At 66.8% G+C, this 11142-nt stretch carries 12 protein-coding genes; 8 read left to right on the forward strand and 4 right to left on the reverse strand.

Going from position 1 to position 11142, the window contains the following annotated elements; translation table 11 throughout:
• Positions 1-287 precede the first annotated feature (287 nt).
• Together SB4_RS20000 and SB4_RS10365 are read left to right on the forward strand one after the other, a co-directional pair.
• On the forward strand, positions 288-434 hold the full coding sequence (locus SB4_RS20000) for a hypothetical protein (RefSeq protein WP_156477934.1): 147 nt from the start codon (positions 288-290) through the stop codon (positions 432-434).
• 16 nt (positions 435-450) lie between these two features.
• Positions 451-1764 (forward strand): carbohydrate porin, encoded by a 1314-nt coding sequence (locus SB4_RS10365; protein WP_058752500.1) that lies wholly within the window; start codon positions 451-453, stop codon positions 1762-1764.
• 136 nt (positions 1765-1900) lie between these two features.
• Here SB4_RS10365 and SB4_RS10370 read toward each other — a convergent pair whose 3' ends face one another.
• On the reverse strand, positions 1901-2770 hold the full coding sequence (locus SB4_RS10370) for a 3-hydroxyacyl-CoA dehydrogenase NAD-binding domain-containing protein (RefSeq protein WP_058752501.1): 870 nt from the start codon (positions 2768-2770) through the stop codon (positions 1901-1903).
• 103 nt (positions 2771-2873) lie between these two features.
• Between SB4_RS10370 and SB4_RS10375 the strand changes: the two genes are divergently transcribed.
• A complete protein-coding gene (locus tag SB4_RS10375; RefSeq protein ID WP_058752502.1) occupies positions 2874-3902 on the forward strand; it encodes a DUF1176 domain-containing protein in 1029 nt (342 codons plus the stop codon).
• A gap of 10 nt (positions 3903-3912) precedes the next feature.
• Positions 3913-4533, forward strand: a complete 621-nt coding sequence (locus tag SB4_RS10380) for a YbhB/YbcL family Raf kinase inhibitor-like protein (protein ID WP_058752503.1) — start codon at positions 3913-3915, stop codon at positions 4531-4533.
• A 362-nt stretch (positions 4534-4895) separates the two neighbouring features.
• Here the strand turns inward: SB4_RS10380 and SB4_RS10385 are convergent, their stop codons facing one another.
• Both SB4_RS10385 and SB4_RS10390 read right to left on the reverse strand, forming a co-directional pair.
• Entirely contained in the window at positions 4896-5951 is a 1056-nt protein-coding gene (locus SB4_RS10385) for a GGDEF domain-containing protein (protein ID WP_058752504.1), read from the reverse strand.
• 52 nt (positions 5952-6003) lie between these two features.
• The gene (locus SB4_RS10390; protein WP_058734985.1) at positions 6004-6540 is read right to left on the reverse strand and encodes a peroxiredoxin; all 537 of its coding nucleotides are present in this window, start codon (positions 6538-6540) and stop codon (positions 6004-6006) included.
• Positions 6541-6635: 95 nt separating this feature from the next.
• Between SB4_RS10390 and SB4_RS10395 the strand changes: the two genes are divergently transcribed.
• Together SB4_RS10395 and SB4_RS10400 are read left to right on the forward strand one after the other, a co-directional pair.
• Positions 6636-7457 carry an inositol monophosphatase family protein gene (locus tag SB4_RS10395; protein WP_058752505.1) on the forward strand — a complete coding sequence of 274 codons (822 nt, stop codon included), beginning with the start codon at positions 6636-6638 and terminating at the stop codon, positions 7455-7457.
• Positions 7458-7526: 69 nt separating this feature from the next.
• Positions 7527-7988 (forward strand): hypothetical protein, encoded by a 462-nt coding sequence (locus SB4_RS10400; RefSeq protein ID WP_058752506.1) that lies wholly within the window; start codon positions 7527-7529, stop codon positions 7986-7988.
• A gap of 87 nt (positions 7989-8075) precedes the next feature.
• Here the strand turns inward: SB4_RS10400 and SB4_RS10405 are convergent, their stop codons facing one another.
• Complete coding sequence (locus tag SB4_RS10405) at positions 8076-10193, reverse strand: AsmA family protein (RefSeq protein WP_058752507.1); 2118 nt, start codon at positions 10191-10193, stop codon at positions 8076-8078.
• A gap of 165 nt (positions 10194-10358) precedes the next feature.
• Between SB4_RS10405 and rpmI the strand changes: the two genes are divergently transcribed.
• Both rpmI and rplT read left to right on the forward strand, forming a co-directional pair.
• Entirely contained in the window at positions 10359-10562 is a 204-nt protein-coding gene (gene rpmI / locus SB4_RS10410; RefSeq protein WP_007406658.1) for a 50S ribosomal protein L35, read from the forward strand.
• 21 nt (positions 10563-10583) lie between these two features.
• Positions 10584-10949 (forward strand): 50S ribosomal protein L20, encoded by a 366-nt coding sequence (gene rplT / locus SB4_RS10415; RefSeq protein ID WP_042488147.1) that lies wholly within the window; start codon positions 10584-10586, stop codon positions 10947-10949.
• Positions 10950-11142 lie beyond the last annotated feature (193 nt).

Here is an 11142-nt window from a genome sequence, read left to right on the forward strand (position 1 = left end):
CCATGCTACGCATGGTCCCCCTCCCCGTTCCGGGGAGGAATTGGGGGTTGATCCCCCTTACAAGGGCGTTATGGCGCGCCCTGTCGGCCGTAAGAGCCGACTCACACTTAGGATCACAATGCCCCGATCTAGTCCCTTGTTCGGCGACGAGGACAGTAGACGCTTCGGCGTCCACATCCTTGCCGACCGTCTGACGGGCCTGACGGGGTCGCCGAGCGCGGCCCGCTAGAGCCGTATCTCGCCGACCTCCGCCGGGCTCGACCACATGAACCCGAAGGAGGTCTATCATGACCCGTACCCTGTTCCGCGCGCATGTCCGCGCCCATTCCCTCGCCACGCTGATGGCGAGCGTTCCCCTCGAGCGGGCGCGGCTACTTCGCGCGGTCGCCACCACCCGTCCGCAGGCCCTGCGCCGCGAGCGTCCGTCGGCCTGATCTAGGGGGACCATCAATGATCAAGATCGTGTCGCGGGCCGCGCTGTGCGGCCTGTTCCTCGTCGCGCGTCCCGCCTTCGCGCAGGACGCCCCGCAGCAGGATGTCGTCATCCACGGCCAGGCGACCTTCGTTGCGCAGGGCGTGGGCGGCTTCGCCTCGCCCTATGTCGGCGACAACAGCCTGACACCGCGCCAGCTGAAGGAGACCGCCGACGTCACCGCCTTTATCGGCGCGCGGACATGGAAGGGCGGCGAGCTGTGGGTGAACCCGGAGATCGACCAGGGCTTCGGCCTGTCCAACACGCTGGGCGTCGCCGGTTTCCCCAGCGCCGAGGCGTATAAGGTCGGCAAGTCCGAACCCTATTTCCGGCTGCAGCGCGCCTTTTTCCGCCAGACCATCGGCCTGGGCGGCGCGTCCGAGACGGTGGCGGAGGTGGCCAACCAGCTGGGCGGATCGCGCTCGGTCGACCGGATCGTCCTGACCATCGGCAAGTTCGGGGTGGGCGATGTGTTCGACACCAACGCCTATGCGCATGACCCGCGCGGCGATTTCCTGAACTGGTCGGCGGTCGATACCGGCAGCTTCGATTACGCCGCCGATGCCTGGGGCTATACCACCGGCATTGCGGGTGAACTCTATCGTGGCGCCTGGACGCTTCGTACCGGGCTGTTCAACCTGTCGACCATTCCCAATGGCGAGCGGTTGGAACATGGCTTCGGCCAGTATCAGGTCGATGCCGAGGTCGAGCATCGCCATCAGGTTGCCGGGCGGCCGGGATCGGTACGCTTCGGGTTCTTCCGCAATCGCGGCAAGTTCAGCCGCTTCGACGAGGCGCTGGCCTATGCCGCGGCGACCGGCGGCGCGGTCGATCCGTCGGTCACCCGGCGGCGGATGACGCGGGTTGGCGGCTATGTGAACATGGACCAGGCGCTGACCGATACGCTGGGCCTGTTCGCCCGTATCGGGGTGAGCGACGGGTCGATCGAGCCCTATGACTTCACCGATATCGATCGTACCGCCCAGATTGGCGGGTCGCTGAGCGGCCAGGGCTGGGGCCGGGCGCAGGACCGGGTCGGGCTGGTGCTGATCGCCAATGGCATTTCTGCGGAGCATCGCCGCTATCTGGCGGCGGGCGGGCTGGGCGTGCTGGTCGGTGACGGCAAGCTGCCGAACGCGGGCGCGGAGGAGATTGCCGAGGCCTATTACGACGTCGCGCTGTTCCGGGCGCTCGCGGTGACGCTGGACGCGCAATATGTCGAACATCCGGGCTACAACCGCGACCGTGGCCCGGCCCAGATCCTCGCGGTGCGCGTCCACGGCGCGTTCTGAAATCCTCCCCGCTCGCGGGGAGGTGGCAGGCCGAAGGCCTGACGGAGGGGGGCTTGCCACATCGGTCGTCTCTTGCAGCAATCCCCCTCCACCATGCTTCGCATGGTCCCCCTCCCCGTACCGGGGAGGATAGGGGTTACCGGGTCGGCACGGGCTCCGCGCCCGAATAATCATAGAAACCGCGCTTGGTCTTGCGGCCATACCAGCCCGCTTCGACATATTTGATCAGCAGCGGGGCGGGGCGGAACTTGGGATCGCCCGTCCCCTCGAACAGCACGCGGGTGATCTCCAGGCAGGTGTCGAGCCCTATGAAATCCGCCAGCGTCAGCGGCCCCATCGGATGGTTCAGCCCCAGCTGGCAGGCGGCGTCGATATCCGGGATGGTCGCCACGCCCTCGCCCAGCGCGAAGATCGCCTCGTTGATCATCGGCATCAGCACGCGGTTGACGATGAAGCCGGGCGCGTCATTGGCATGCACCACGCGCTTGCCCAGTTCCTGCGCGAAGCTTTCGACCCGGGCAACCGTCTCGTCCGAGGTGGCGAGGCCACGGATCAGCTCGATCAGGCCCATGACGGGTACGGGGTTGAAGAAGTGGACCCCGACGAAGCGCGCCGCGTCGGGCGCGGCCTGCGCCAGGCGGGTGATCGGGATGGACGAGGTGTTGGTGGCCAGTATCGCGGTGTCGGACATCCCCTTGCCGACCTCCTCGAAGATGGCGCGCTTGATCGCCTCCCGCTCGGTCGCCGCCTCGATCACCAGTTCGCATCCCGCCATGGCGGACAGGCTGCCCACCGGTTCGATCCGCGACAACAGCGCATCGGCGTCGGCGCGGGTCGTCTTTTCCTTGGTCACCAGCCGGTCCAGCGCCTTGGCGATGCCCGCCTTGCCCGCTTCGGCCCGTTCGGCCGAGACATCGGACAGCTTGACCGCATAACCCGCCGCCGCCGACACCTGGGCGATGCCTGCGCCCATTTGTCCGGCCCCGATCACGCCCACTGACTTCATCACAAACTCTCCTGTTTTCCGGCCCGATTCTTTGGCCCATATCCTCGGTCGCGTTGCCCTATCCGGTTCGGAACGGGACCGCCAGCAAAGGGGTTGATCGGGAATGATGCGCTTGAACCCGGGCCTATGGATCGCACTGGTCGCCGCACCGGCCATGGCCGCCGTGCCCGATACGCCCCGGCCGGAAAAGCTGAAGCTGTTCCGCGACTGGATCGTCGCGTGCGACAATGGCGGGGCGTGCGAGACCGCCTCACTCGCGACCCAGGATTCGGCACTGCAGGATGTCGGGCTGATCGTGACGCGGGACGGCGCAGGCCAAGTGACGGTGCGCGTGCGCGACATGACCGGTACGGCGAAGACGGCGAGCGTCAGGATCGATGGTCGGACCATCGCTTCCACCCCGCTCGATCGCGATGGCGAGGGCATTTGGCGGGGCGCACATGCCACGGCCCTGGTCGCCGCGATCGGCAAGGGGCGGCGCGCCGTGCTGATGACTCCGACCCATCACCGCGTTTCGCTCAACGGTGCCGCCGCCGCCCTGCGCTATATCGACGCGCGGCAGAAGCGCGCGGGCACGACCACCGCGCTGATCGCCCGCGGCGCGGCGCGCTATCGGGGCAGCCCCCCGGCGCTGCCCCTAGTGCAGATCGTCACGCCGCCGCCCGGTGCCGCGCCCGCCATCCCCGCCACCGCGATCAGCGACGCCCGGCGTCGCTATGGCTGTGTGGTCGATGACGGCAGTCCGTTCAGCGCCGACGCGCATCGGCTCGACCGGCGGTCCACACTGGTCCTGATGTCGTGCGGAGCGGGGGCCTATAATTATCTGGTCAAGCCGCTGATCTGGCGCGACGGTCGGCTGAGCCCTGCGCGCTTCGATTTCACCTATCAATTCGGCGAGAGGCCCGAACCCGGCCAGCCCGAAATCCTGGTCAATGTCGAATGGTCGCCCGCTGGTCGCCTGTCGAGCTGGGGCAAGGGCCGGGGGCTGGGCGATTGCGGCGATGCGCAGACCTTTGGCTGGGACGGCACGCGCTTTCGCCTGCTCGAAGCGGCGCAGATGACCGAATGCCGGGGGGCGATCGACACGTTGACGGTGTGGCGCACGCGCGTGGTGCCGGTGACCGCACGATAGGAGATACGCAATGCTCGAACATCTGCCCGCCTGGCTGGGCAAGGCGATGAGCGGCTGGCGCGCGGGCGTCGAGTCGCTGGCCATCGTGCGTCCTGAGCTGGCCCCGCCCGCTGCGATGCGGCTGAACAGCCCGGCCTTTGGCGACATGGCGCGCCTGCCTGAGCGGTTCACCGCAGATGGTGCAGGCGTGTCGCCGCCCCTGGTCTGGGGCGATCCGCCCCAGGGCACCGCGATGCTGGCGCTGTTGGTGGAGGACGCCGATGCCCCGACGCCGCAGCCACTGGTCCATGGCATCGTGTGGAACCTGCCGCCCGTGGCAGGCGACTTGGCCGAAGGGGCGATCGTCGCGGACGGCGCGGGCACGCCGGGGACCGGGGATGTCGGGCGCAATTCCTATTTCAGCGAAGGCTGGCTGCCGCCCGATCCGCCGCGCGGGCATGGCGAGCATCGTTATGTGTTCCAGCTGTTCGCGCTGGATGCCGTGGTCGATATCGGCGGTGCTACGCGGGGCCGCAGCGCGATGGTCGAGGCGATGGCGGGGCATGTGCTAGCCGCCGGGGTGCTGACGGGCACCTATTCGCGGGAGGAGGAAGCGCCGGTCGGGCCGGTCGGGTCCGTCGCAACCGCTTGAGTGGGGGCTTGGGAATCGCTCACCGGGCGGCCGGGCATCGGACAGCCCGGCCGGGGTAGAGCGCGGTCATATTCAGGCGATCGGGAAGATCGGCGCGGCGGAGGTGATGGCCAGACCGGCAAAGACAAGCGCGCCGACGACCGAAACGAGGATCTGGCGGGTTTGGAACGAAGCGAACATGGTGGAACTCCCTGATAAAGCCGGTCGCCCATCCATTGGGTGACCGATGCCAGGGACTTTGCAGAGAGCGTGCCAGTTTCTTAAGGCATTGAGTTATAGGATTATTATTCTCTGCCGCGAGAAAAGTGGGAAAATGCACCATTCGCTGTGCGCAATTCCCACCATCCCATAGCGAAAAATCACTAGTCGTTGAAGGCGCGGTCGCGGCCCTCGTTCTTGGCGCGATAGAGCAGGGCATCGGCGCGCGCGAACAGCGTTTCCTGCGTGTCGCCGGGGCGGAAGGCGGTGATCCCGGCGGAGAAGGTGATCTCACCGATCATCGCCCCCGTCTCGCGTACCCGCAAGCGCCGCTCGCGCACCGCGTCGCGTGCGCGCTCGATCATCGCGGCGGCTTCCTCGTTCGACAGGTTGGACATCAGGATGGCGAATTCCTCGCCGCCATGCCGACACACGACATGCCCCTTGCCCTGTTCGGCCAGGATCGCCCCGATCGAGTGGAGCACGCGGTCACCGACCGCATGGCCCAGTTCGTCGTTGATCCGCTTGAACCGGTCGATGTCACACAGCGCCAGATGACAGCTGCGCGATGCCTGGAAGCACTGGCCCAGCGCCTCGTTGAACGCCAGGCGATTGGCCAGCCCGGTCAGCGGGTCACGCCGCGCGGTCGCCCGCGCCTCGGCCAGCTTTTCGCGCAGCGTCTCGGCCTCGGCCGTGGCCTGTTCCAGCCGTAGCTCGGCGGCATTGACCCGTTCCAGCATCGCACCAGTCAACCGGGCGAGCGCCGCCAGGCCAATCGTCTCGCCGCGGGAAATCACCTCGGCATTGCGCGCCAGGTCGGCGCCGAATTCGGAGGTGTCGGCCTGGATTGCGCGGATGACCGCGGCAAAGGTCTCCACTTGGTTCTGGGTCTGCGCGGCCAGCGCGTCGGACTGCGCCTCCGGCGGCGGTGTGATCGTGCGGGGGACGGTGGTCCGTGCAGGCTGAGCGGGGGCGGGGGCAGGACGCCGTGCGGGCGGCGGGCCACCCAGCCGGACGATATCGTCCTGATGCAGGCGCACCCCGTCATCGACCAGCGACGCCACCGCCTTGGCCAAGGCGCCGTCCGGCTTCGTCAGGATCGCATGCACAAAGGCATAATGCGTCGGATCGGGCGACAGCCGATGGTCATCGAGAAAACGACCGATCCTGTCGAACAGGCGGTCGGATGTCGCGACCGCCTCCTGAATATCCCCCTGCATTCGATTGTCCGTATGGCCCCCCCAGCTCATGTCCGCGCCCCGAACAGAGAAATCAGCGACGGTTTTTCAGGTCGCGCACCGCCGCCAGCGTGGTGGCGACATGCTCGGCCGGATTCATGTCATCGTGAACGAAGACCACGCGGCCACGCTGATCGATGACGTAACTGGTGCGCGAGGTGATGTCGCGGCCTTCGATCTGGCGGCCCAGCGCGACGTCGTAATCCTTGACGATGGCCGGTCCGGCGCTCGCGACCGGGAACTTGCCCGCGCATTCGGCCTTGGAAAAGGCGGCCAGCTTGTCCACCGGGTCGGCCGACATGCCGATCACGCGCGCGCCGGCGGCCTTGAACGCGTCGATCTTCTCGGCAAAGGCGCGCGCCTCGGCGCTGCAGCCGCTGGTGAAGGCGGCGGGGAAGAAATACAGCACGACGGGACCGTGGCGCAGCTGCTCCTTCAGGTGCAGCGTAAAGACCTTGCCCGCCACCGCGCCGCGCGTGGTGAAGTCGGGCGCGGTCGCGCCGGGGCGCAACGCAGCTGTCGCAGGCACAGCCGCTGCAACCGCCAGAAGAACGCCTAACCAAGCCTTCATCGCGTTAGTCCTCTCGATAAACAAGGTTAACGCCTATCCTGTAAGCGGCGCGCCGTCCATTGCCGATCAATCATGGCTACCCTATTCGGGTTAACATGTCCGTACATGTCACCGATATCGATCTGGCCCTGCGCCTGGCCGACGCCGCCGGGGCCGCCATCCGTCCCTATTTCCGCCGCGAAATGGGGCTGGAGATCAAGGAGGACCGGTCGCCGGTGACGCTGGCCGATCGCGAGGCCGAGTCGGCGATGCGTCGCATCCTCGACGCGGAACGCTCGGGCGACGGGATTCACGGCGAGGAATTTGGCGTGAAGGACGGCGTGACCGGGCGGCAATGGGTGCTCGACCCGATCGACGGCACGCGCAGCTTCACCGTGGGGCGTCCGATCTTCGGCACGCTGATCGCGCTGGTGGAAAATGGCTGGCCGGTGCTGGGCATCATCGACCAGCCGATCGCGGGCGAGCGTTGGCTGGGTGTCGCCGGGCGGCCCACCCTGTTCAACGGCCAGCCGACCCGCACGCGGCCCTTTCGCGACTTGGACGGCGCGACCATTGCGACGACCAGCCCGCACCTGTTCGACGATGAGGACGTGCCGCACTTCATGGCGCTGGTCGCGGCGGTCAGCGGCAACAGCCCCCGCCAGGGGCCGGTTTATGGCGGCGACTGCTATAATTACGGCCTGCTGGCGAGCGGCCACATCGATATCGTGTGCGAATCCGGGCTAAAGCTCCACGACTTCGCCGCGCTGGTGCCGGTGGTCGAGGGCGCGGGCGGGCGCATGTGCGACTGGAACGGCGATCCGCTGACAGCGGACAGCGCGGGGCATGTGCTCGCGATCGGCGACCCGGCGCGCACGGACGAAGTGCTGGAGGCGCTGCGCAACGTGCCGCACGGGGATCACCATCACGATCATTGATGGGAGGCGAAAAGCCGCCTGTCGGATCGGTCGATGGTCGAGGCGAAACCGATATGGTAGGCTTTTCCCATGCGAACGCTGGCTGCGCTTGTTTTCCTGCTTCTGACTGCGTCGGCGGCCCCGGTGCCGTCCCGCGAGCAGCGGAAATTGATGGACGATATCGAGCGGACGATCACCTTGCCGAAAGGTGCGCAGCCTTTGTCCGCTTATGGCAGGAACTACGCGTTCGATGGGGACGGCAGGGTCGTCGCTCGATATCTTCTACCGTTCGATCCGCCGAAAGCCGACGAGGGGTGCGACGTTCTGCTCGAGAACTTCGAGTCGCGGCCCTGCACGAAGAGGGAAATCGCAGCATCCGCTCGATCCCGCGCGCGACTTCGCGCCGCGAAGACGCCAGCGGGGCAGCGGCGTTGGTATTCCAACGCGCGGAGCTTGCCTTTCATCCACGACGGCGGATGTATGCAGGTCAATGTCGAATATGATGTCGCCATACGCCGCATCGTGACGGTTTCCTGCAACGGCTACGCCTAGTTTCCATCAGCTCGGATCGAAATTGGCTCACCTCCTCCCCTTCATGGAGGAGAATGGACGGTATCGTCACACTGCGCTGGGCACGGGTCAGAAAATCCCCAAAAACTTCTTCCGCTGCGCCTTGGCCTCACCCGGATTGCCTTTTCCGTCCTCCGCCTTGGCCGTCGTGCCGCGCCCGACATCGTCGCGCTTGTCACCCTTGACCGTCCGTTGAGCGCTGGCCCGCGCCCCTGACAGCACCGGGCCGCACGCCGCCGCTTTCGCGTCCCCTACATCGACGAACGCCAGCACCCCGGCCAGCGGCGTAGCGACCACTGCCAGCCCCAGTCCCGCACCCGCCCGCGTGAGCAGGTCGCCGCTGATCGGGTTGATGCCGGGATGCGCGAAACTGCCGGTAATGCCGACCGGAGACTGACCCGAGAACAGGCTGAAGGTCTTGGCATCGGCGCGGACCGCCATGTCGAGCGCTTCGTTGCGGAAGCTGAACCCGCCGCGCCCGGTGATGACGTTCTTCGATGTGTCGATCAGGATCGGGTCCGCCGCCGCGACGCCGCCGCGCACGGTGAAGGCGATCAGGCCGCAGTTGATCCGCACCGGCTCCTTCAGCTCCTTCTCGAACATCTTCTGGACGAAGGTGCCGATATCGAGTTCGGCGAGCTGCGCATTCTTGGTCCACAGCGAGCCCGCCGGCAGGATGAACGCCATCCGCCCGTTCGCACTCGCCAGCGAATCGTGAATCGTGTCGCCGCGCCCGGTCAGCTGGACGCGGCCCTTGACCGTGCCGGTCGTTCCCGCCTCCGCCACGCCCCAGCCCGCCAGCAACCGCCCTAGCGGGGTCGGCGACAGGCGGATGTCGTAGCGGACCAGGCTGGGCCGCTGGCGCGTGTCGAACAGCAGGTCGGAGGACACATCGCCGCGCGCCATCGCGAACTTCAGCGGCGACAAGGTCAGCTTGCCGCGATCCAGCGCCAGCGTCAGGTCGACATTCGAGATCGGCACCCGGCGCGACCGCACGGTGCGGATCGTCCATTTCAGGTCGGCATCGAACCGCTGCATCGTCGCCACCGGCAGCGCGGCATCGGGCAGCAGGCGCTGCGGCCCGACGCCGGTCGCGGCGGCGGCGGCCTCGGCCCCCTTGGTCGCGACGATATCGGGATTATAGCCGATGAAGGGCGCGGCATCGATGATGTCGAGCTTGTCGGTCGCCAGCGTGGAATCGAGGTGCAGCCGCTCGCCATGGGTGACGGTCAGCGTGCCCGCCAGATCGCTGTCGCCGAACGTGCCTTTCATCTTAGTGAAGCGATAGACGTCACCGTCCTTCACTAGCTGCGCGCGCAGGTCATAGGTGCGGGTGCGCGGGATGACGACGCCGATGACCTCCAGCAGGGTCGACAGGTCCTTGCCCCGCGCATGGGTGCGCAACGGGACATTCTCGACGTCGGCGATGGAGGGCAGGGTGCCCGTCACATCGACGACATTGCCCGCCGCGCGCATCCGCGCGACCAGCTCGTTCTTGCCGCGATTGGCGGTGGCGTCCGGTGAGAGCAGCTGCGCGTTGAGCACGAACGGCGTGCTGCGGATCACCCCCTTGCCGCGCACCCCGACCGCGCGGCCGATGCGGGCGTCCTGCGACCGGAAATCCTCCAGCGCCAGATCGGCCGTCACCTGCATCCGGGGATCGCGGTAGCGGACGGTCGTTCCCTTCACCTCGGCCACGTCGATGCGCGGAAATTCGAGCCGCTTGCCGCCCTTCTTCTCGCTGAACGTCCAGGTGTTGCTGCGGTGGTCGGGCGTCCATTCCAGATCGACCGCGCCATTGGTCAAGGCCAGCCAGGTGAAGCGCCTTTTGCCGAACAACAGCGACAGCGGCGCGATGCGCGAATCGATCCGGTCGGCGGTGAACAGATTCGGCCGCGTCGCCCATTCGGGGTTGGAGATGGCGATCTTCTCGGCGACGAACTTGATCCGCCATGGCGCGAAATAGAGCTGGAAGTCGCCGCCGACTGTCACCGTCCGATGGGTGAGCTTGCCGACGATCGACTCGAACGGATGGCGCAGAAAACGGCCCTTGGTGACGAACAGGACCAACCAGATCGCGGCGAGGACGGTCAGCAGGCCGATGAGAAGGCGAATCGCCCAGCGGCGCCACCCGGAACGGGCAGCGGTGGGACTTGCAGGGCTGTCGGCCGCTTGCGCCTGATCCATGGAATAGCCAAGCGCCCGAGCGAAGCGGCGGTTCCGCCCGCGCATCGGTTGCATTGCGGCGCGGCTTCGTCTATGCGGCGCGCTTCCCGAGCGAGGTGACACGAACGGCCCGGCCATCAGGGCTGCCGCGGCCGTTTCTGCCTTAGCTCTAGCGAAAGGAAAAAAATGCCCAAGCTCAAGACCAAGAGCGGCGTCAAGAAGCGCTTCAAGCTCACCGCGACCGGCAAGCTCAAGCACGGCGTCGCCGGCAAGCGCCACCGCCTGATCAGCCATAACGGCAAGTATATCCGCCAGAACCGCGGCACCTCGGTCCTGTCCGATGCCGACACCAAGACCGTGAAGGCCTGGGCGCCTTACGGCCTGAACTGATTTCTGGAAGGATAGAGAGATATGGCACGCGTCAAGCGGGGCACGACCACCAAGGCGAAGCATAAGCGGATTTTGGATCAGGCGAAGGGCTATTATGGCCGTCGCAAGAACACCATCCGCATCGCGCGCCAGGCCGTCGAAAAGGCCGGTCAATATGCGTATCGCGACCGCAAGGTTAAGAAGCGGACCTTCCGTGGTCTGTGGATTCAGCGCATCAACGCGGGTGTCCGGGCCGAAGGCCTGACCTATTCGCAGTTCATGCACGGCCTGAAGCTGGCGGGCGTCGAACTGGACCGCAAGGTCCTGGCCGACATCGCCATGCACGAGGGCGAGGCCTTCAAGGCGATCGTCGCTCAGGCGAAGGCCGCTCTTCCGCAGGCCGCGTAATTCGCGACTGACGGACTAGCGCCGGAAATCAGAAAAGGGCGTCGGTGGATTTCCACCGGCGCCCTTTTTCTGTTGCTTGCGTATGGCTTTCTCACCCCTCCCCTTCAGGGGAGGGGCCGGGGGTGGGGCGCTTCGGCAAGCGGGTTGCCTGATGGAGAGGCCCCACCCCAACCCCTCCCCTGAAGGGGAGGGG

The organism is Sphingomonas sanguinis, assembly GCF_001476905.1.
Lineage (GTDB): Bacteria > Pseudomonadota > Alphaproteobacteria > Sphingomonadales > Sphingomonadaceae > Sphingomonas > Sphingomonas sanguinis_B.

Coding starts and splice junctions, on each gene's coding strand:
- SB4_RS10385 (WP_058752504.1), bottom strand. CDS start 5,951: ATGCAGGGGGATATTCAGGAGGCGGTCGCGACATCCGACCGCCTGTTC.
- SB4_RS10400 (WP_058752506.1), top strand. CDS start 7,527: ATGCGAACGCTGGCTGCGCTTGTTTTCCTGCTTCTGACTGCGTCGGCG.
- rpmI (WP_007406658.1), top strand. CDS start 10,359: ATGCCCAAGCTCAAGACCAAGAGCGGCGTCAAGAAGCGCTTCAAGCTC.
- SB4_RS10370 (WP_058752501.1), bottom strand. CDS start 2,770: ATGAAGTCAGTGGGCGTGATCGGGGCCGGACAAATGGGCGCAGGCATC.
- rplT (WP_042488147.1), top strand. CDS start 10,584: ATGGCACGCGTCAAGCGGGGCACGACCACCAAGGCGAAGCATAAGCGG.
- SB4_RS10375 (WP_058752502.1), top strand. CDS start 2,874: ATGATGCGCTTGAACCCGGGCCTATGGATCGCACTGGTCGCCGCACCG.
- SB4_RS10380 (WP_058752503.1), top strand. CDS start 3,913: ATGCTCGAACATCTGCCCGCCTGGCTGGGCAAGGCGATGAGCGGCTGG.
- SB4_RS10405 (WP_058752507.1), bottom strand. CDS start 10,193: ATGGATCAGGCGCAAGCGGCCGACAGCCCTGCAAGTCCCACCGCTGCC.
- SB4_RS10390 (WP_058734985.1), bottom strand. CDS start 6,540: ATGAAGGCTTGGTTAGGCGTTCTTCTGGCGGTTGCAGCGGCTGTGCCT.
- SB4_RS10395 (WP_058752505.1), top strand. CDS start 6,636: ATGTCCGTACATGTCACCGATATCGATCTGGCCCTGCGCCTGGCCGAC.
- SB4_RS10365 (WP_058752500.1), top strand. CDS start 451: ATGATCAAGATCGTGTCGCGGGCCGCGCTGTGCGGCCTGTTCCTCGTC.
- SB4_RS20000 (WP_156477934.1), top strand. CDS start 288: ATGACCCGTACCCTGTTCCGCGCGCATGTCCGCGCCCATTCCCTCGCC.